15 protein-coding genes are annotated in these 20341 nt (G+C 43.7%); 9 read left to right on the top strand and 6 right to left on the bottom strand.

Going from position 1 to position 20341, the window contains the following annotated elements; translation table 11 throughout:
- Window positions 1–273: 273 nt before the first annotated feature.
- Window positions 274–3477 carry a GAF domain-containing sensor histidine kinase gene (locus V7K84_RS24295; protein WP_334841815.1) on the top strand — a complete coding sequence of 1068 codons (3204 nt, stop codon included), beginning with the start codon at window positions 274–276 and terminating at the stop codon, window positions 3475–3477.
- Window positions 3478–3531: 54 nt separating this feature from the next.
- Here V7K84_RS24295 and V7K84_RS24290 read toward each other — a convergent pair whose 3' ends face one another.
- Complete coding sequence (locus V7K84_RS24290) at window positions 3532–4212, bottom strand: 2-hydroxychromene-2-carboxylate isomerase (protein ID WP_334841813.1); 681 nt, start codon at window positions 4210–4212, stop codon at window positions 3532–3534.
- Window positions 4213–4411: 199 nt separating this feature from the next.
- The gene (locus V7K84_RS24285) at window positions 4412–4918 is read right to left on the bottom strand and encodes a DUF1993 domain-containing protein (protein ID WP_334841811.1); all 507 of its coding nucleotides are present in this window, start codon (window positions 4916–4918) and stop codon (window positions 4412–4414) included.
- 316 nt (window positions 4919–5234) lie between these two features.
- On the opposite strand from V7K84_RS24285, the gene ffh reads away from it, so the two are divergent.
- The 5 genes from ffh (at window position 5235) to V7K84_RS24260 (ending at window position 9446) form a co-directional block, all read left to right on the top strand.
- The gene (gene ffh, locus V7K84_RS24280) at window positions 5235–6701 is read left to right on the top strand and encodes a signal recognition particle protein (protein ID WP_334841809.1); all 1467 of its coding nucleotides are present in this window, start codon (window positions 5235–5237) and stop codon (window positions 6699–6701) included.
- A gap of 201 nt (window positions 6702–6902) precedes the next feature.
- Window positions 6903–7163 carry a 30S ribosomal protein S16 gene (rpsP, locus tag V7K84_RS24275; RefSeq protein ID WP_012409382.1) on the top strand — a complete coding sequence of 87 codons (261 nt, stop codon included), beginning with the start codon at window positions 6903–6905 and terminating at the stop codon, window positions 7161–7163.
- The gene (locus V7K84_RS24270) at window positions 7126–7560 is read left to right on the top strand and encodes a KH domain-containing protein (protein ID WP_334841807.1); all 435 of its coding nucleotides are present in this window, start codon (window positions 7126–7128) and stop codon (window positions 7558–7560) included. The genes rpsP and V7K84_RS24270 overlap by 38 nt, the downstream gene beginning before the upstream one ends.
- 352 nt (window positions 7561–7912) lie before the next feature.
- Window positions 7913–8866 (top strand): PhoH family protein, encoded by a 954-nt coding sequence (locus V7K84_RS24265; protein ID WP_334841805.1) that lies wholly within the window; start codon window positions 7913–7915, stop codon window positions 8864–8866.
- A gap of 175 nt (window positions 8867–9041) precedes the next feature.
- Window positions 9042–9446, top strand: a complete 405-nt coding sequence (locus tag V7K84_RS24260) for a ChuX/HutX family heme-like substrate-binding protein (protein ID WP_334841803.1) — start codon at window positions 9042–9044, stop codon at window positions 9444–9446.
- Window positions 9447–9451: 5 nt separating this feature from the next.
- Here the strand turns inward: V7K84_RS24260 and V7K84_RS24255 are convergent, their stop codons facing one another.
- Window positions 9452–9790, bottom strand: a complete 339-nt coding sequence (locus tag V7K84_RS24255) for a carbon dioxide-concentrating mechanism protein CcmK (RefSeq protein WP_334841801.1) — start codon at window positions 9788–9790, stop codon at window positions 9452–9454.
- A 116-nt stretch (window positions 9791–9906) separates the two neighbouring features.
- Between V7K84_RS24255 and V7K84_RS24250 the strand changes: the two genes are divergently transcribed.
- Both V7K84_RS24250 and V7K84_RS24245 read left to right on the top strand, forming a co-directional pair.
- On the top strand, window positions 9907–10707 hold the full coding sequence (locus V7K84_RS24250) for a DUF6816 family protein (protein WP_334841799.1): 801 nt from the start codon (window positions 9907–9909) through the stop codon (window positions 10705–10707).
- 87 nt (window positions 10708–10794) lie between these two features.
- Entirely contained in the window at window positions 10795–12615 is a 1821-nt protein-coding gene (locus V7K84_RS24245) for an ABC transporter ATP-binding protein (protein ID WP_334841797.1), read from the top strand.
- A 561-nt stretch (window positions 12616–13176) separates the two neighbouring features.
- Here V7K84_RS24245 and V7K84_RS24240 read toward each other — a convergent pair.
- Window positions 13177–14133, bottom strand: a complete 957-nt coding sequence (locus V7K84_RS24240; RefSeq protein WP_334841795.1) for a hypothetical protein — start codon at window positions 14131–14133, stop codon at window positions 13177–13179.
- A 544-nt stretch (window positions 14134–14677) separates the two neighbouring features.
- Here V7K84_RS24240 and V7K84_RS24235 point away from each other — a divergent pair.
- Window positions 14678–16783 (top strand): M3 family metallopeptidase, encoded by a 2106-nt coding sequence (locus tag V7K84_RS24235; protein WP_334841793.1) that lies wholly within the window; start codon window positions 14678–14680, stop codon window positions 16781–16783.
- Window positions 16784–16951: 168 nt separating this feature from the next.
- Here the strand turns inward: V7K84_RS24235 and V7K84_RS24230 are convergent, their stop codons facing one another.
- Both V7K84_RS24230 and V7K84_RS24225 read right to left on the bottom strand, forming a co-directional pair.
- Complete coding sequence (locus tag V7K84_RS24230) at window positions 16952–17755, bottom strand: DUF928 domain-containing protein (RefSeq protein ID WP_334841791.1); 804 nt, start codon at window positions 17753–17755, stop codon at window positions 16952–16954.
- 77 nt (window positions 17756–17832) lie between these two features.
- Window positions 17833–20223: a CHASE2 domain-containing protein gene (locus V7K84_RS24225; RefSeq protein WP_334841852.1), complete on the bottom strand. Its 2391-nt coding sequence runs from the start codon at window positions 20221–20223 to the stop codon at window positions 17833–17835.
- Between the last annotated feature and the right edge of the window lie 118 nt (window positions 20224–20341).

Raw genomic sequence — 20341 nt, 5'->3', positions numbered from 1 at the left:
TTAATTATGAATTTATTTTGCAATCGCTCAACACTCTTAACAAGAGGACGATATATAGATTAACTGAATAAATACAAAAACTGCCCGACCTCGAACAACTATCAAAGGAGGCAACAGAAGCCTTGATAGTAGAGCTATGAAAGGAAATCCAGAAACTAAAAACCGCACTGGAAGCTACAAGTAATCAAGACTCTCCACCAACCAAGACTAGTTGAGCAATTACAAATAAACAAGGGAATACTGAAAGCAGGTAGTGTATTTTCTTTATACTTTATGACAACGAACAGTTATGAAGCGTCGAACCACTTAGACCTGCAAGAGTGTCACAAACAGTTACATCTCACGGTTCAATATCAAAAAATATTGGCGAGGATTCTGGCTAAGATTCGCGCATCTGTAAACATCGAATCTCTCTGTTCGACTTCTTGTCAAGATATTTGTCGGCAATTGAAGATTGAGCGAGTTGCAATCTATCGCTTTAACACTGACTGGAGCGGTAGTTTTCTCAATCGTTTTGGCTTTGCAGAACATCCTTGGGATGCATTGACTGCCTTTGGAGAGGATTTGGTTTGGGAAGATTCGCATTTGCAAGAAACCCAAGGAGGGCGATATCGCAAAAATGAGCCGTTTGCTGTGGCTGACATTTACGATGCAGGGCACGCTCGTTGTCATATTGAAGTATTAGAACAGTTTCAGATTCGGGCGTATGCGATCGCACCGATTTTTATTGGTGCAAAATTGTGGGGAATGCTGGCAGCCTATCAACACTCCGCTCCTCGGCAATGGTATCCTCACGAAGTCGAATTCTTCGCTCAAGCTGCCAGCCATCTTGGTGTGGCAATGCAGCAAGCAGAAAATTTAGAACAGACTAAACAACGCACAGCAGAACTGCAAGATGCGATCGCGCGGCAACGGGCTTTGACGGAAGTGGTAGGAAATATTCGCTCGTCTGTAAATACCGAAATTATTCTAGACACTGCCTGTCAAGAACTCTGCAAACTCCTGAAGTTAGAGCGGGCAGCAATTTACCGCTTTCATGAAGATTGGAGCGGCGAATTTGTCAGCCAATTCGGGATGGTAGAGGCGCAGTGGGATAGAATCCATCCCTTTGGCAAAAATCTAGTTTGGCAAGATACCCACCTCCAAGAAACAAAAGGTGGACGCTACCGCAATAACGAAAGTTTTGTTGTCAACGACATCTACCAAGCCGGACACGCACGTTGTCACATCGACATTCTGGAGCAATTCAAGATTCGGGCATATACCTTAGCGCCCATCTTCATCGGCCCAAAACTGTGGGGACTGATAGCAGCCTATCAACACTCCGGGCCGCGTCAATGGGCAAATTACGAAGTGGAGTTTCTCGGACAGGTAGGGGCACAATTGGGAGTGGCGATTCAGCAAGCCGAGAATTTAGCTCAGTCAAAACAACAAGCTTCTGCCCTACAAGATGCGATCGCTCGGCAACGAGCATTAACTGAAGTGGTTGGGAAAATTCGTTCCTCCCTGAATATTGATTTAATCCTAAAAACTACTTGCCAAGAAGTATGTAAACTGCTGCGAGTTGAGCGAGTTGGCGTTTATCGCTTCAATGAAGACTGGAGTGGCGAATTCGTCAGTAATTTCGGCATGGTTGAGGCACAGTGGGACAGCATCAATCCTTTTGGCAAAAATCTCGTTTGGGAAGATACTCATCTCCAAGAAACCAAAGGTGGACGCTACCGCAACAACGAAAATTTTGCTGTAGAGGATATTTATCAAGCTGGACACTCGCGCTGTCACCTCGATATTTTGGAGCAGTTCAAGATTCGCGCTTATGCCCTAATCCCAATTTTTGTGGGACGGAATCTGTGGGGATTATTGGCTGCTTATCAACATTCCGCACCGCGCCAGTGGGATAGCGTGGAAGTGGAATTTTTGGGACAGGTTGCTAGCCAACTGGGTGTAGCACTGCAAAGTTCTCAAATGGTGACTCAAATTCAAACTCGCGCTGATGAACTGCAACAATCGGCTGAACAGCGGCGGATTTTATTTGATTTGGTTGTCAAAATTCGGGAATCCTTGGATTTAGAGACGATCCTTAAGACTACAGTACAGGAAGTGCGGCGATCGCTAAATACAGATCGAGTTGGCATTTTCCGCTTCGATCCGAATGTCGGTTTTTGCAGCGGTGAATTTATTGCTGAAGATGTCTTACCCAAGTTCGATTCCGCCCTCGCCGTGAAGGTGCAAGACTATTGCTTCGGCGATCAATACGCACCCCAATATCGTCAAGGGCAAGTGCAAGTAATATCTGATGTCAACAGCGTTGGCTCCAAAGTCCCTCATCTGGATGTAATTGAGCGATTCCAAGTCAAAGCACAGATTATTGTGCCGTTGATGGAAGGTGATGAACTGTGGGGGTTGTTGTGCATTCATCAATGCACCCATACACGTCATTGGGAAGAAGCGGAATTGGAATTTGTCACCCAAGTGGCGGCTCAACTCAGCGTAGCACTGCGTCAAGCCAACTTGTTTCAACAATCCAGTTTGCTGGGTCAAACTCGTGAAGAAGCGAATCAACTCGCCCAAGCACTGAATGAACTGCGTACTGCCCAAATGCAAATTATCCACGCTGAAAAAATGGCCAGTTTGGGGCAACTGGTGGCGGGAGTTGCCCATGAAATTAATAACCCGATTAATTTCATCCACGGCAACTTGGAACACGCCCACCAATACACGCAAGAATTGCTTCGCTACGTGCAGCTTTATTGGCATCATTATCCTGATGCCGCACCAGAAATCCAAGAGTTCTTCAAAAAAGCCGAAATAGCTTATTTGGTCGAGGATTTACCTCAATTATTCCAGTCCATGCAGGTAGGTACTGAACGCATTCGGGAAATTGTCACCTCTTTGCGGAACTTCTCGCGCCTAGACGAAGCTGACTTCAAACCAGCAAATATTCACGAAGGCATCGACAGTACATTAATGATTTTGCAAAACCGTTTGAAGCCCTCAGCCGATACCCTCACCATTCATGTGAGCAAAGATTATAGCACTTTACCTCTAATAGAATGCTATCCCGGTCAGTTGAATCAGGTATTTATGAATTTGCTGTCCAATGCCATTGATGCCTTAGAAGAACGAACCACGCAGGAATCTTCTGAAGCACTGGCAAAAAACCCCAGCAAAATTAAAATTTCTACCTTTCTGCTCAATAAAGATTGGATTGTCATTCGCATCGCCGACAACGGATTCGGCATAGATGAAAAAGTCCTCTCTCGACTGTTCGATCCATTTTTTACTACCAAGGTTGTCGGTAAAGGCACAGGACTGGGACTGTCTATCAGCTATCAGATAGTCACAGAAAAACATAACGGCAAGATATACTGCCAATCTGAACTTGGCAAAGGTACAGAGTTTGTGGTTGAGTTGCCGATTCATCAGGTCGCAGCTAGAAAATCAGTAGCTAAAGTCAAGGTGTTAGACCAGGTATAAGCAAAGAGGTAAAGTGATGATTTTTACCAGTTAAACTGAAAAATTATCACTTTTTTACTCAGCACTCACTACTGTTTTAGTAACAGTGGTATTACATAATTGTTTTACCTTTTCTGTTACCCAATCGACACGATCCTTCCCCCAAAATCTCTCGCCTTCGACTACCCAAGTCGGCACTCCGGGACAACCAAATTGTTCATATTCTGCCAAAGCTGCCACTGCTGCAAGTTTTGCTGCTTCCCCGTAGATTAACTCAAGAATGCGATCGCCATTCAACCCAACATCATTTGCAACTTTCTTAATCACAGACTCATCGTTGACATCAAGTAGGTCAATGTACGTCGCTCGAAAAAAAGCTGCATCAAGCAGATGCTCCTTCCCTGTTCCACAAGCAGCGTAATAGGCTCTCGCGGGAAGTTCTTCGCGACCAAACTTCATTTTCTCCCAGCGCTTGACCCACCTACCAAATTCTTCAAATTCCTTGAGCCGTATTTCAATGCCGTACTTTTTTGCCCACCGCAGACAATCTTCTTTGTGATAGGACGATAACACGGCGCTTTCACTTCGTCCTTGTAGGTCAGCTACCTTTATACCTCGTTCCTTCGGTATGTAGATTGGTCGTCGTTCAATATCAACAGGTAAACCCTGCAATGCTTTTTCGGCAAGAGCGATACCAATATATGAATTTGACGAGTGATATATCGAGTATGAGTATACTTTGATTCGCTGCGACATCTTGGCTACCGTAGCTACCTAACTGATAATATTACGAATTAGCGATCGCAGCAGTAGCCAATATTCAATCATCAGAGTCACCAATCCCCACTGTGTTGGATAAAAATAATAGGAATTATCGGGCGACGCAACGATTTAGCCGCTATACGCTCACCCGATACGGAGAATGGAAATCAATTCGCTCTTATATTGCGGAGCGTTAAGGCTTGCCTAGAAAGTCTTTTTTGCCAAGCTCTACACCGCAGTGTCTGAGAATGTCATAGGTTGTTGTGACATGGAAATAAACGTTTGGCAAAACAAAATATAGCAGAAATGGCATTCCTTCAAAAGATAGGCTCTTGTCACCCTGCGTAATGGTAATTGTTTTATCTTCCGAACCATCTATTTGTTCGGGTTTAAATGTGTCTAAATAAGAGATAGTTTTCTGAACGCGGTCAATAAGTTCGGGCAATGTAGTTTCGTTGTCCTCAAACTTGGGTGCTTCTGCCCCTGCTAATTGTGCGGCGCCTCTCTTTGCGATGTCAGAGGCAATTTGTACTTGTCTTGACAATGGAAACATATCTGGGAATAGACGACTATTGACCAACACATACCGATCTATTTTTTTTGTTTCTGCGTATGTAGCACCTTTTTCAAGAATACCTACAAGGCTCTTTAGTGTGTGAATAAACACTGGTACTGAAGCTTGATACATTGAAATACTCATTGATATTTCTCCAGAAAAAGTTCTATCTTTGTATAGTTGGTGTCTTGTCGAGATAAGTGGTGCGATTCGCTCAGTCTAAATCTATCGCATCGGATAAGCGCTACATATAAATGCGCGATCGTCATGAAGAGAGGGAAAACTTACTGCAACTTCTCCCCCGCTCCCCTGGTTCTTCCCCAATCCGTATCTGGTTGCTACAGTCGCGGTGAAAAATACTAAGCTGGTAGATAGCACGTTTAAACTTTAGCGGAAATTCCAAATCGCATTCATCGGCGGTTTAGAATTCCACAATTGGCGAACTACCTGTAATTACATTATGTTTGATGCATTATCTGACCGTTTAGAATCCGCCTGGAAAAAACTGCGGGGACAGGACAAAATTTCTCAATCCAACATTCAAGATGCATTGCGCGAAGTGCGCCGCGCCCTGTTGGAAGCAGATGTCAATCTCCAGGTAGTCAAAGATTTTATTAGCGAAGTCGAAGCCAAGGCACAGGGAGCCGAGGTGATTACCGGCGTGCGACCTGACCAACAGTTCATCAAAATTGTTCATGATGAATTGGTGCAGGTGATGGGAGAAGAAAATGTTCCCATTGCAGAAGCCGAGGAACAGCCTACTATTATTCTGATGGCTGGGTTGCAAGGTACTGGTAAAACCACAGCTACCGCTAAGTTAGCCTTACATCTCCGTAAATTAGAGCGTAGCTGCTTGTTGGTGGCGACAGACGTATATCGCCCAGCCGCGATCGATCAGTTGCTAACGTTGGGTAAGCAAATTGAGGTACCAGTATTTGAACTAGGAAGCGACGCCGATCCCGTAGAAATCGCCCGACAAGGTGTAGAACGCGCCAGGGCAGAAGGTGTCAACACAGTAATTATTGATACTGCTGGACGCCTGCAAATTGACGAAGATATGATGGCGGAATTAGCCCGCATCAAAGCAACTGTCCAACCCCATGAAACTCTGTTGGTGGTGGACGCGATGACTGGTCAAGAGGCGGCAAATCTTACCCGCACTTTCCACGAACAGATCGGAATTACTGGGGCGATTCTCACCAAGATGGATGGTGACAGCCGTGGTGGTGCAGCGCTTTCAGTGCGAAAAATTTCGGGAGCGCCGATTAAATTTGTGGGTGTGGGTGAGAAAGTTGAGGCACTGCAACCGTTTTATCCAGATCGCATGGCATCGCGGATTTTGGGAATGGGCGATGTGCTAACCCTGGTAGAAAAAGCCCAAGAAGAGTTTGACTTAGCCGACGCTGAGAAAATGCAGGAGAAAATTTTGTCAGCAAAGTTTGACTTTACTGACTTTCTCAAGCAGTTGCGGATGCTAAAGAACATGGGTTCTCTGGGAGGCTTGATTAAGATGATTCCAGGGATGAACAAGCTTTCAGACGATCAACTCAAGCAGGGAGAAACCCAGTTAAAGCGCTGTGAGGCGATGATTAACTCCATGACTCGCCAAGAACGCCACGACCCCGATTTATTAGCCAGTTCTCCCAGTCGGCGGCGGCGGATTGCTTCTGGTTCCGGCTATAGAGAGTCAGATGTCACGAAACTGGTGGGTGATTTCCAAAAAATGCGATCGCTCATGCAGCAAATGGGTCAAGGTGGCTTCCCTGGAATGCCGGGAATGTTCGGCGGTGGCGGTGGTATGGGCAACGCCTTCGCAGGTGCTGGTAATCGTCCCGCAGCCCCCGGATGGCGAGGTTATGATGGTGCCCCAGCCGCGAAAAAGAAAAAACCCAAAGATAAAAAGAAAAAAGGCTTTGGTAATCTTTAGTCATTAACTAAGAACTAATGACAAAGGACTAATGACAAATAGCAGCAAATGCTAGGCAGTGCTAAAATTAGCATTTCGACCTCAGAATTTATTAGCAGAGGAAACTAACCCTTAATTTATCGGCAGCAGCCAGATTTAGGTTACTTCCTCACCAATTACTTGCTAATTAATATCTAACTACAGGAGAATGATTCTTCAACCATGATCAAACTGCGCTTGAAACGATTCGGTAAAAAGCGGGAAGCAAGTTACCGCATTGTCGCCATTAACAACCTCGCTCGCCGCGATGGGCGTCCCTTAGAAGAATTGGGTTTTTATAACCCCAGAACTGATGAAGTGCGACTAGACGTTCCCGGTATCGTCAAGCGACTACAACAAGGCGCTCAACCCACTGACACCGTTCGTCGCATTCTAGTAAAAGCTAATGTTTTTGAGCAGGTCAGTGCAACAGCCGCATCATAATTTCGGAACAAAACTCCCAACAGCTAGCCCCAACTATGTTGAGCTGGTTCGGTTCTTGGTGCAGCCGTTTTTGGAATCTCCAGAGACATTAAGTGTCGATTGTGAAATTTCTCAGGCCCTCAACCGGGTTTGGGTTCGCATCGCCTTTGAAAGCGCAGATAAAGGAAAAGTGTTTGGTCGAGGGGGACGCAATATTCAGGCGATCCGTACAGTAATTGCCGCAGCCGCAACCGCAGCTGGGCAATCAACATACCTGGATATCTACGGCAGCACCACGCCGGGCCGCGAGGGTATGTCTTTTGATGAAGAGACAGAAGAGCGATCGCCACCACCGACTAAGAGAGAACCGCGTGCAAATGATGGGCCTAAACCCATTGTTAAACCGCGCCTCCGCTAGGTTAAAACTAAAGAGCAAATCTGAGCGGTTGTTGTTACCTCCGCTCAGAATTTTTATAACGATGGAAAGTAGCAAAAAGATTTAAAAATCTTTTTTTGGACTCTTCACCAGTAGGGGCTATGCCCTCACCCCCAGCCCCTCTCCCATGTTGGGAGAGGGGAGTAAATTCTCCATTTCCCCTTCTCCCATGTTGGGAGAAGGGGTTAGGGGATGAGGGCAAGCTGTACGCCCCTACAAACGATTCATTTATTACAAAAATTTTTCAAGATGTAAGTAATAAAAGCATAATTTCGCCGTTAGCGAGAAAAATTAACCTTTGTCAAATACAGATCCTCACCAATTAAGAAATACTATGGCAGGTGCCTTAACAATTCAGCTGCCGAATATTCCCAGTGCGATCGCTCTAGCCGGAGATGGAGAAGAAAATCTCAAAATCCTATCTCGGCAAACAGGGGCCACTTTAGTGCTACGCGGACAAGAATTAGTGATTTCTGGTACTGAAAAGCAAATCGATCTGGCTTCTCGATTAGTGCGATCGCTTGAAGACCTCTGGATTAAAGGCCATACTATTTCCAGTGCCGATATTTTAACAGCCCGTCAAGCCATAGATAGCGATCGGCAAGGGGAACTACAAGATTTACAGCGAGATGTCCTCGCCAAAAGTCGCCGGGGTGAAGAAGTCCGTGCCAAAACTTTTCGCCAACGCCAATATATCGACGCACTCCGCAGACGCGATCTCACCTTTGGGATTGGCCCTGCCGGTACTGGTAAAACTTATCTCGCTGTTGTTGTCGCCGTCCAAGCACTCCTTGCCAACCAAGTGGAAAAGCTAATTTTAACTCGCCCTGCCGTCGAAGCCGGTGAAAAACTCGGTTTTTTGCCTGGAGATTTACAGCAGAAAGTTAATCCTTATCTTCGCCCACTTTATGATGCTATTTATGAATTCATCGACCCAGAAAAAGTACCCAGTTTAATGGAACGCGGTGTGATTGAAGTCGCACCACTCGCCTATATGCGGGGACGCACTCTCAATAACGCTTTTATAATTGTCGATGAAGCTCAAAATACTACACCCGCTCAGATGAAAATGGTTTTAACTCGTTTGGGTTTCCGTTCGCGGATGGTGATTACAGGCGACATGACACAAACTGATTTACCACTTCACCAACAATCGGGCTTAGGAGTAGCTTTACAAATTCTAAAACACGTTGAAGGCATTGCCTTTTGCGAATTTTCTCAAAAAGATGTCGTGCGCCATCCCCTAGTTCAGCGCATTGTTGCGGCTTATGAACAATACGAAAAATAGGGAATGGGGTATTGGGCATTAGTTATACCAATTTTAAAAAAGAATGCGACAAATAGACCATTTGTAGAGACGCGATTCATCGCGTCTTTACCCAAGGATATGTTGCAATCATTAATTGAATTGGTATTATGAATCATCGTTTAACCAACGACAAATGACAAAGGAAAAATGACAAATGACCACAACATTGAAAGAATTTTTAGCAACTTGCGAGACTTTAGGAACTTTGCGTTTAATTGTTACTAGCAGTGCTGCTGTTTTAGAAGCACGAGGCAAACTAGAAAAGTTGTTTTATGCAGAATTGCCTAAAGGTAAGTATGCGAATATGCATACTGAAGGCTTTGAGTTTCACTTGAATATGGATAAAATCACTCAGGTGAAATTTGAAACAGGTGAAGCTAAGAGAGGTAACTTTACAACCTATGCTATTCGGTTTTTAGATGATAAGCAAGAAGCTGCTTTAAGCCTCTTTTTGCAATGGGGTAAACCAGGAGAATATGAACCAGGACAAGTAGAAGCTTGGGAAACTCTAAAAGAAAAGTATGGGGAAGTTTGGGAACCTTTACCAGCAGAACTTTAATATATCTAAACTGATAAAGGTGGAGGAAATCGGATATCTGCACTGAAATGCTCGATATTAACGCTGCGATGAATCGGTAAAATATATTCTAAATTTTCGTGGGGACGGGGAATAATGTGATTAGAAAGTACCTCGCCACCGTCAACTCGCAGCACCGCCTTTAATCCTGCTGTCACTGCTACATTCACCTCGCCTATAGCTCCTCTAATTAACACGGTAATTCGTCCTAAATCAGTGTTTTCATAACCAACAAGGGTTACACGGGCAGCTTTACACATGGCATCCCCCACTTCCACTGCTGTGGGAACGCCATAAACTTCAATCATGCCTAATGCCAATGTCATGCTATCACTATAAATTCAGGATAGGGCTAATTATCTCACTACAAAGTTTTAATTTATTACAGAAAATTACTTAATTTTTAATCGATAAACAATAACCATTAAATACAAAACTGCTAATGCTTGTAATCAAGGTAATTTGGAGTTTTTGCTTGCTGTTTTTATTCCTTCTCTGGGGTGGTGAAGCTTTTGCAGGAGAGTTGTTTGAAAGGTTAGCAAATTTCCCCCAATGGGAAAAACTAACTTCAGTGCAACCGGCTTCGGGTGATTTGGTTTACCCTGAATGGATGGCTGGTACTTGGAAAGTTACAAGTACTTTAGTAGATTTAGCTGCGCCTTTAGCACCAGAGATTGTAACTCCAGGGTTTGAAGGTAATCGCCGACAATTAAATCAGCCTGTGAGTTTTGTAGTAAGATTTGTGAAAGAGCAACCACATACTCCTTGGTTAAAAATATTACCTCAAACAGATGATAAATTCCCCAACTTAATAGCAGATAGAGCATTTAATAGTTTGAATTTGGCAAGGGCTTATTTAGGGGATGAAGCAGTGTTATTAGTGAAAGTAGATCCAGATTCACCTAATCGTCAAATTACGTTCTTGCGTAGCAGTCGCCAACTAGTTTCTATTGTGACTGCACGAGCCAGAGAAACTACCCCTGATGGCAAATTCATCACCACAGAAGTGTTTCAACAACTATTTAAAGGTGGTTCAGTTCCCTATTTAAACTCTGTAGAATCTACCACTGCTTATCATCAACTTCCAACATCTAATCCGGCGATTGAAGCAGATCAAGTTACTGCTGTTTATCTTTCACCCCAAGATCCAGATTACTTTAAAGCCGGTTCTCGACCAGTTGCTCTCTACCGCTATCGCCTCGAATTTTTTCCTCAAGAACTACCAACTACTCCCAAAGAGTGATTTGTCATCTAGCTCTTGACTACTTTGTAATACGTCTGTAGTATATAAATTCCAAGTTTACGATCGCGCTCTTGGACGGTGTGCATCATGGCAAAATTTCAAGATATTGTCAATTACTTTCGCTCTGATTGGAAGCTGAGTCTCTTTAGTATCGCAGCATCCAGCGTTTACGAAATTATTGATTTGGTTGTTCCTTATGCGATCGGGCAGATATTAAACGTTTTGTCTGCTCAACCCTTGGACAAACCACTTCAAAGTGCGATCGCAACTTTTTCGGAAATCACCAATTATCCAGTTACCAAAACTCTATCTTTGAGTGTATTACTGGGTTTAGTTTTCCTTGTCACCGTAGTGAGAGCGCCAACACAACCTTGGTTAACTCATTGGTTTCACTGGGGTATAACCTTAAGGTTGCGTCGGCAAAAAGCCCAAACAGCCATAGAAAAAATTCTCACTCTACCACTAGAATTTTATGATGAAAATAACCCTGGACGCATCGCTGGAAGAATAGCTAGAGGTATTTCTAACCACACTTTTACATACCCCGAAATTGCTGGGCAGTTGATTCCTAAACTAGTTCGGGTGCTGGGAATTTTCGTTTTTATCTTAGCGATTGAGTGGCGAATTGCGATTTTATATCTGATTTCCTTTGTGCTTATTCTTAGCTTTACCTTGAAGGATTTAAAGCAGCTAATTTGGCACGAAACTATTCTGGATAAATATGGGGAGGATACTGAAAGTCGCAATTCTGAACTGATCACCAACATCAAAACGGTGAAAGCATTTGCCACAGAAGCTAAGGAACTGAAGCGGCAAAAGCAACGTTTGGATCGCGAACTAATGGTGGTTGAGTATCGTGTCCACAATGGTTATACGAAACTGGCTACTTGGCAAAGAACTGTAATTCAGTTTTGCGTCTTTACTATTCTGGGTATGACTCTCGCAGCAACAGTAGACGGTAGAATTTCTCTCGGTCACTTTGTCATGACTTTAACTCTTTCTAGCATGGCTTATGCCGAATTAGAACCTATTAGCAATTTAGCAGAAATTTTTGCTCGTCGTTATTCTTCAATGTTGCGGTTTCACGAATTTCTCCAAGAGCCAACTACATCTGATTCAGCTAGTCTTTTAGAAGAGAGTAACCAGACAGAATCACCTTATAAATTTACTGGAAAAGTCGAGTTATCGCACATCAGTTTTGGATATGATGCCACCCGTCAAGTTTTGGAAGATATTAACTTGTTGATTGAGCCATACCAAACAGTGGCATTAGTGGGGCGTTCCGGTTCTGGTAAGTCTACTTTGGTGAAATTGCTGTTGCGATATTTTGAACCTCAAGAAGGTCAAATTCTGATTGATGGTCAAGATATTCGCACTTTGAATGTAGGTAAGTATAGACGAAGGCTAGCGATCGTTCACCAAGAAGTAGACGTTTTCAACGGTACTATCTTGGATAACCTGACTTATGGCAGAACAAATGCCAGTTTGGAGCAGGTTAAGGAAGCCTGTAGAATTGCCAGAGTCGATGAAGTAGTGCAGCACTTACCCCAAGGTTATTACACCGTTGTGGGAGAACGAGGTGTCAGGTTATCTGGAGGGCAAAGACAACGCTTAGGAATTGCTAGGGCGTTGTTAGTGGAACCAGACGTGCTGATTTTTGACGAAGCCACCTCTAGTTTAGATTATGAGTCTGAGCGTTCAATTCAGCTAGCGATGCGATCGATTCAGGGCACTTGCACCACCATTGTTATTGCCCACCGTTTAAGCACAGTCCGGGAAGCTGATAAAATTGTCGTTTTAGAGCAAGGAAAGATTGTAGAAGTGGGTAGCCACGATGAACTCTTGCGTCACGAGGGTATTTACCGCCGCTTGCACTCCCTGCAAGAAACAGGAGAACTCCTGAGTTAGGCGACATACACATTTTGGATTTTAGATTGACCCTACAAATTAATCTGCTTGATTAAATCGACTTTATTCACAATAAGGTCGATTTTTTCATAGACATCTCCAGAAATTAAATACAGCAGTTTTCTTTTACATAAAGTAGAAAGTTATGAGTTTTGAGGTAGGAGATAGAAACTCTTTAGGGACTTCCAAATAAAAAAATATCCCAAAACTGACGCAAAAATCCTCTCTATTTCTGTTCTCTCTGTGTTCTCTGCGTCTCTGTGGTTCGTTTATTTGGATAATTTATTTCTTGGAAGTCCCTTATATCTGATGCGTGAGTTCTACATTTTGTCTCTCACTTACTTACAAGCTGCTGTATGTGTTAGCTAGAATCTTTTTGCGACTATTCGGCGGCACAACTAATATTCTCAAGTGGGGAATTTACTCCCATTCCCCAAGAAAAGCAGCGACGCATTTAAATTCGTTTTAAGCGCTTGGGTGAAGCGCGAGAAATAAAGTAAATAATCCATTTCCTACTGCTGGAATACTAATCACTAATCGAAGTCTTCCAATCAAAAAAAACTAAGATTTGCTCTTATCGGCTTCTTTCTGTGCCGCCTCACTGTATTTTTTATATAGTTGAGTACGAATCTTAGCTTCTTGATAACGGCTGTGAGTTTGTGGTACGGTACTCATTAAATCTGAAGCACGTTGCCATTTAGCAGCGATCTCTAACCATTGAGTTGAGGTTGTAGCTGTTTTACCAGATGCAGAAGCTTGGTTGGCAATTCGCACAGATATTTGAAATGGATCGTCAGATGGCTCAGAAAAGTTATTATTAGGAGCGCGGGATGGTGTTTGGGCTTTCCTATCGTTAGTATTTTCTGTAGTTAAAGATTTGGAAGTTTCTGGTTGTATGAGGTTTTTCAATTTATTACCTAGCTGGGCATAAACAACCCAACTAAGCAATAACAGCGAGCATAAACCAGCTGCTGCTAATATCTTTGTTTTAGGTTTATTTTTGTATTTTTCTTTGTTAATGAGTACTAAAGGACGAGAGATTTGAGTTTTAGGATAATTTGGTTTTCCTAGTTCAGCTTGAGCTTCTGTGAAATCTTTAATTAATTGCTTTACAATATTCGGCTGAATTAATGTAATTTCCTGTGACCAAAGCAATTGGTTTTCGCGATCGCTATCTATTTCTTTTAACCACAGCAATTGTTGTTCTCGAACAATCCGACTGTTGATCTTGACGCGGCGAATGTAACGCGGGGCGATAGACTCAAGAATTTGCTGGATTTGTTCTACCAGGGGAGATTGCTCTAGTTGCTCTACTCTAGCTGCCTCGCACAGAATTTGTAAGACACCATCAGAAAAAATGGCTCTAGTTCTGACACACGACTGGGCTAGCTTTTCGTTCAATAGCTGAATAATCGCCGCAACGCTGCCTTGGTGAGCTTGCCAAGCTATATCGTTTATCCGGTCTACCACCTGAAATTTAGTGATAGCTCTTCCACCCTGACTGATTAACGTATTCATTAATTTAGGGACTCTTTTCTACTGACCTTGATCTTGTCTTCGATTTTACGAGTAAAAAGATGAGTTGCCAAATAATATCATAAATATGGAAATCTGGAGCCTTCCTTTTCGGTTTGCTAAGGACGCTCGCTGACGCTCAGTTAATTTGTACGCTTCTACGCCTTGAAAACGTGCAATTATCGGGCTGAAACTCTGCTTTTTAGGTAACGCCCATGCTGATGGAGGAGTTACCTCTTTGACATAATACACGATCGCGTCTTTTTGCGTAGGCGTAGCCCGCCATAGGCATCGCCTTTAGTCAGATTCAGGTAGGTGAATACACCCTGTTCCCGATGCGAAGTACCTAGAAGTACCTATGATATGCGATCGCAAAGTTCATAAACTAAACAAAATAGTCATATCAGGATACTTTTGTGAGGAATTATCGTTTTTTTTACTTTTTTGCCACAATGGTAATAATAAATAGCACAGCGATCGTTACATTAGAAGATATATAACTAAAAATCATTGTTGATTTTTATTCGTTCGCAGTTCACACAAAACTATGAGTGCAAGTACCATTATTTCTGATAATCCCTTACTCCAAGGCACTGGTTTACCTCCATTTACAGAGATTAAACCAGAACGAGTAGTACCCGCCTTCAATCAGTTGCTAGCAGAACTTGACCAGCAACTTGCCACCTTAGAGGCTAGTGTACAGCCTACTTGGAGTGATTTAGTAGAACCCTTAGAAAAGCTGACAGAACGGCTTACCTGGAGTTGGGGGACGGTAAATCATTTAATGGGTGTTAAAAATAGCCCGGAACTGCGCGAAGCTCATGAAATCGTACAGCCACTAGTTGTACAATTTATCAACAAACTCGGTCAAAGCCAACCCATCTACAATGCTTTTAAGGCACTCCGTAGCAGTGATAGTTGGGCAACTTTAGAATTAGCCCAACAGCGCATTGTGGAAGCCGCCATTCGAGATGCAGAACTTTCTGGTGTTGGCTTAAAAGGAGAGGTAAGAGACCGTTTCAATGCCATTCAGATGGAGTTGGCAGAACTTTCTACTAAATTCTCTAACCATGTACTTGATGCTACGAAAGCCTTTAGCTTAACCCTGACAACAAAAGCAGAAATTGACGGTTTACCACCAAGTTTGGTGAGTTTAGCTGCCCAAGCTGCACGTGCAGCAAAAGAAGAGAACGCCACACCAGAAAATGGACCTTGGCGCATTACTTTAGACTTCCCCAGCTACGGCCCTTTCATGCAGCACAGCACCCGTCGAGATTTGCGTGAAAAGCTCTACAAAGCTCATATTACTCGCGCTTCTAGTGGCGATTTAGATAATAACCCGTTAATTGTGCGTATTTTAGAGTTACGGCAAGAACTCGCAGATATACTTGGCTTTAAGAGTTTTGCCGAGTTGAGCCTTGCAAGTAAAATGGCTCCTAATGTTGAGGCAGTTGAAGCACTATTAGAAGAACTACGCCAGGCCAGTTATGATGCTGCTGTCAAAGACTTAAAAGAACTTCAAGCTTTTGCTGCATCACATGGAGAAGAATATCAAGATTTAAAACATTGGGACATCAGCTTTTGGGCAGAACGCCAACGAGAAGCCAAATTTGCCTTTACCGCTGAAGAATTACGTCCCTACTTTCCTCTTCCCCAAGTGCTAGATGGCTTGTTTGGGCTTGTTAAGCGGCTGTTTGGTGTTACAGTAACCCCTGCCGATGGTAAAGCCCCAGTATGGCATGAGGATGTCCGTTATTTCCAAATAGCCGATGAAACTGGTTTTCCCATCGCTTACTTCTACTTAGACCCCTATAGCCGTCCAGCAGAAAAACGCGGCGGTGCTTGGATGGATGTATGCATCAATCGTGCCAAAACTGAAAATGGTGCAACTGCCATCCGGTTGCCTGTGGCTTATTTGATATGTAACCAAACTCCCCCAGTAGATGGCAAGCCGAGTTTGATGACTTTCTATGAAGTAGAGACTTTGTTCCACGAGTTTGGTCATGGATTGCATCACATGCTCACCAAGGTTGACTATGCGGGAGCCGCAGGTATCAATAATGTGGAATGGGATGCAGTGGAACTACCCAGTCAGTTTATGGAAAACTGGTGTTATGAGCGACCCACTTTGTTTGGTATGGCTAAACATTACGAAACTGGAGAAGCCCTACCAGAGCATTATTATCAAAAGCTGCTAGCGGCGCGTAATTATATGAGTGGTACTGGTATGTTACGGCAAATTCACCTTAGCAGTATTGATTTAGAACTACATTACCGCTATCGTTCTGGCAGCAATGAAACTCCAGCAGATGTGCGTCATCGCATAGCTAAGACTACTACTGTTTTACCACCACTCCCAGAAGATTCCATGTTGTGTTCTTTTGGGCACATTTTCGAGGGTGGTTATGCAGCAGGCTACTACAGTTACAAATGGGCTGAAGTCCTTAGTGCTGATGCTTTTGCCGCTTTTGAAGAAGCTGGGCTAGAAAATGAAGAAGCTATAAAAACTACAGGTCGGCGGTATCGTGATACGGTGCTAGCACTCGGTGGTAGCAAGCATCCAATGGAGGTGTTTAAAACTTTCCGGGGTCGCGAACCAAGTACGATCGCTTTGCTCAGGCACAATGGTTTAGTAAGTGCTGCTGCAAACTAAACAACACATCTGTAGAGATGTTGTATTGCAACGTCTCTACATCAATTTTTGCTTATACTAATTCAATTAATGATTGCAACACATCCTTGCGTAAAGACGCGATGAATCGCGTCTCTACAAATGGTCTATTTGTTGCATTTTTGGTATTAACTGAAAATTTTTCCTAGTTTAAGGTGTTCCTGGAAGAATAGGTTCTCCGGCAACATCATCTAAGCGGATGCTGCCTAACAAATTTCGCCACTCTGCTTTCAGGGCTGCATCTTGAGGATTTTGTTGACGCAGTTCAGCTAACGTCGTCAGTGCCTCGTACCATATCCCATTTTGAGCATAGATAGCATAGCGTTTTAGAGGTTCAGCCGTTTCTATTTCTTTGACTGTTGATTGACTCAGATTAACTCGTTTGATTACCCCTTCAACAAAAGTTGGAGGCGAGTTCTTTTGCTTGTCACAGTTAATGGTGAAAAACCAACGGTATTGTTTGTCTACTGCTAAACCGGGTGCATTGCTAGGCAAAGAAACGCGGATGACTCCTGACTTATCCGATAAAGCGATCGCTTTTTTGTATACCTCGTTAGCGTCTGGATCTTGCAACACAAATTCAACTGTATATGGCGAATCTTTAGTATATGGCACATAGAAAAACCAACTTGGATGTTCTACTGTTGTTTGTCCCCAGACATTAATTACAGAGTTAGCTTCCTGAGTAAAGGCTACTAAAGCAGTCAAGTCAATTTTAGTAAGTGGACATCCCTCCGGCCCGGTGCGCTTCGCTCCACCACGAACGCGACCTCCAGGAGGGGAGCCAGCTGGAATTGGCGGTTGATTAAAGATTTTGGCTTGAGCAAGGATCGTTTTAGTATCAGAGCGATTAGGGGTTGGTTTCGCTAGTACTGGAGTCAGACTAGCTAATAAACTTGTACAGCTAAAAGCTACTGCTAAAAATAGTTTTATCGGTTGTGAATTTAAATTCATAGAAACCTGACCTCATAGGATTTTAGATTTTAGATTTTAGATTGGGCGCAAGAGGCAGAGGGGCAGAGGGGAAAAACTTACTGCAACTTCTCCCCTGCTCCCCTGCTTCCCTGCCCCCCTGCTTCCCTGCCCCCATTCCCCACCCGCACTTTTGTTTTTGAATGATTATAAATTGACATCAAACTCGCCATAGCTACAAGCGATAAAGCCGACGGTACGAAAGGCACCCAAGCACCCGAAATTAACAGACCAAAGCAAACTACATACAAAAGGCTAGAAGTAATACCGATTGCCAATGTCAACCAGGGTAACGAAAGTCTGCGCCAAGCTAGGACTCCCCCAATCAAAGACCAGATCCAAATCCAGGCGACCTCAGCCCACCATGACCAAGCGCGCAGCAAAGGCCGCCCATCCTGGACTGCACCAAGGATCTGGCTGACCATGTGAGCTTGTACCAGTACTCCTGGCATTTGCTCATCTAAAGGAATGCCATAAGGTGTAGGCCAGGTGTCTGGAGAATCCCCCTTTGCAGTCACACCAATGAGAACAATCCGGTCTTTGATGGCGTTGGGGTTAATTGGACTAGATAAAAATTGCGTTAGCTTTACCTGTTCGGCTATTTCTTTTGAAGAACGATAGTTGAGTAAGATTTGACCGCCATTAGCATCAATATTTTGATAGCCACCAGTACGAGACTTCAGATTTGGAAAAATAGTCTTACCCAACTGCAAATTTCCTTCAGGGGTGAACTTTGTTTGAATTCCTAAAGGGCGCAGATAAAGGGATGCTACTTGTAAACTGAAGGAATATTGAGCAGAACACAATGATGTCGTCTCCTGATTCATGAACAGAAGATGCCGACGAATAACTCCATCGCGATCGTGAATAAAGTCACTGAAGCCCAGATTTCCTGGGGGGATTTCTGGTGGCGGCTTAATACCTTTGATATTTCCTGTGCGATCGCTCCCCTTGCATACGCCAACCAAGTTCTGAGTTTGCTGGAGACGAGTAATTAAATCTGGCTCTTTGGCCTGAAAATCACGGTAGACATCCAAGCCGATCGCGCGGGGTTGGTATTGATTCAGTTTTGCTAAGAGTTTATTCAGAGATTTTTCAGAAATAGAAGCTCCAATTAAGGACTCGCCATTTTGTCTTTGAATTGCTAAATCGTCATCGTCAATTGTGATAATCAACAGTCGGGGATCGAGACCTTCGGCAGGGCGCGATCGCATCATTAGGTCAAAGGCTTGAATCTCTGGATTTTCTAGCAATCCCACCAATCTCACGCCACAAACCAAGACTGTAACTGCCAAGCTGGATAATACAGTTCTCTTAAATTTGCGTCTGTTAGACAAAGGTAAACTTGCTTGCTCTTCACCTTCAGATTTTGTAGACCTTAATTCATCCCAAGTCGGTGGTATCTGCGCCGGATTTTGGCAAATTACTGGTAGCCAAGTCGCACAAGGAAATCTATCTTCAAGTCCTTGCAAGCGTTCCCGCGCTTGGCGTACCGCTTGATATAAAGACTCGCCACCGGCAAAGCCTTGGAGAAAATATTTTAAAAACTCCTTCGCAACCTGGTCTGGGACGGGTTCGCGCATGACAATTATTTGAGGAATTTGCAAATCAGCCAATTCTCGCGCCAACCCCAATCCATCACAGGAGTTGAATATAGCTAATTGCAAACCATTTTCAATGGCTTTTTTGAGAGCGTACTTTAACTCACCAATGGTAAGACTATCAGTTCTATTCAGGTAAATTCGTCCGCTTTCTCCATTTTTGTGACTGGAACTGTGTCCGGCAAAGAAAAGAATATCCCAGTTTTTTCCCCAGAGATGGTCGGTCAATTCCTTACGTTGTGGTTCTACCAAAAAGCTCACCTCTGCGTTACTACACTGTTGCAGTAAAGCTCGATCGGCTTGGGTGTCAATTCCCTTACTATTGCCCACAATTGCCAAAATATTGACTAATTTATTGAGAGTGCGGGGCTTGTGAATGCGATCGTAAGATGGTGAGGAAAGGGCAATTTCAGCTTTGGGATAGCGTTCTAACAAGTCCCACAGATGCCAAGGTAATAGCTGCAATTGGCTATTTTCTGTTTGCAGAATCACCCGTACTTCGTCGCTGGAGGATAATCTTTCTAACCATTTTTCCCTCAACGGGCGAAACTCCTCTGCTCGCAACCAAGTATTAAAGCGTGCCCGCAAAATATGAGAAGCGTTTTCGCAGTCTTGCACCATCGATACATTCGTCACCTGCATTTTGTCAGCATGGAGGCGATAACGATTGCCTATCTGCCGATAACTAGACTGCCAATGACTATAATAGAGCGGCATTTCCGGGAATGAAGGGAGCCTCCCGGTGATTTCGGTTGTAGCACGCTCGCGTTCTTCACCAATTTGGAGGGTGACAGCAAACCCCTGCTCAAAACTACCCTCTCCAAATTTGATCGCCACTAATTTACCCATAACCGTCGCTATTTCCCCATGCAAGATCGTGCCCTGTTCTAATGTCCGATCGCAAGCGTCTCCAGATTTTTTCCAAATCCCCAAAAGCTAGCTTGGATTTTTAATTTTCAATTTTCAA

The organism is Nostoc sp., assembly GCF_036917315.1.
Taxonomy (GTDB): Bacteria; Cyanobacteriota; Cyanobacteriia; order Cyanobacteriales; family Nostocaceae; genus Nostoc.
The sequence above is the reverse complement of the archived record's forward strand: the minus strand, read 5'-3'. Positions and strand labels throughout refer to the sequence as shown.

Excerpts from the sequence above, each read along its gene's own strand:
- V7K84_RS24295 (WP_334841815.1), top strand. The coding sequence starts at position 274 with ATGACAACGAACAGTTATGAAGCGTCGAACCACTTAGACCTGCAAGAG.
- V7K84_RS24290 (WP_334841813.1), bottom strand. The coding sequence starts at position 4,212 with ATGTCGCAGCGAATCAAAGTATACTCATACTCGATATATCACTCGTCA.
- V7K84_RS24285 (WP_334841811.1), bottom strand. The coding sequence starts at position 4,918 with ATGAGTATTTCAATGTATCAAGCTTCAGTACCAGTGTTTATTCACACA.
- ffh (WP_334841809.1), top strand. The coding sequence starts at position 5,235 with ATGTTTGATGCATTATCTGACCGTTTAGAATCCGCCTGGAAAAAACTG.
- rpsP (WP_012409382.1), top strand. The coding sequence starts at position 6,903 with ATGATCAAACTGCGCTTGAAACGATTCGGTAAAAAGCGGGAAGCAAGT.
- V7K84_RS24270 (WP_334841807.1), top strand. The coding sequence starts at position 7,126 with ATGTTTTTGAGCAGGTCAGTGCAACAGCCGCATCATAATTTCGGAACA.
- V7K84_RS24265 (WP_334841805.1), top strand. The coding sequence starts at position 7,913 with ATGGCAGGTGCCTTAACAATTCAGCTGCCGAATATTCCCAGTGCGATC.
- V7K84_RS24260 (WP_334841803.1), top strand. The coding sequence starts at position 9,042 with ATGACCACAACATTGAAAGAATTTTTAGCAACTTGCGAGACTTTAGGA.
- V7K84_RS24255 (WP_334841801.1), bottom strand. The coding sequence starts at position 9,790 with ATGACATTGGCATTAGGCATGATTGAAGTTTATGGCGTTCCCACAGCA.
- V7K84_RS24250 (WP_334841799.1), top strand. The coding sequence starts at position 9,907 with ATGCTTGTAATCAAGGTAATTTGGAGTTTTTGCTTGCTGTTTTTATTC.
- V7K84_RS24245 (WP_334841797.1), top strand. The coding sequence starts at position 10,795 with ATGGCAAAATTTCAAGATATTGTCAATTACTTTCGCTCTGATTGGAAG.
- V7K84_RS24240 (WP_334841795.1), bottom strand. The coding sequence starts at position 14,133 with ATGAATACGTTAATCAGTCAGGGTGGAAGAGCTATCACTAAATTTCAG.
- V7K84_RS24235 (WP_334841793.1), top strand. The coding sequence starts at position 14,678 with ATGAGTGCAAGTACCATTATTTCTGATAATCCCTTACTCCAAGGCACT.
- V7K84_RS24230 (WP_334841791.1), bottom strand. The coding sequence starts at position 17,755 with ATGAATTTAAATTCACAACCGATAAAACTATTTTTAGCAGTAGCTTTT.
- V7K84_RS24225 (WP_334841852.1), bottom strand. The coding sequence starts at position 20,223 with ATGGGTAAATTAGTGGCGATCAAATTTGGAGAGGGTAGTTTTGAGCAG.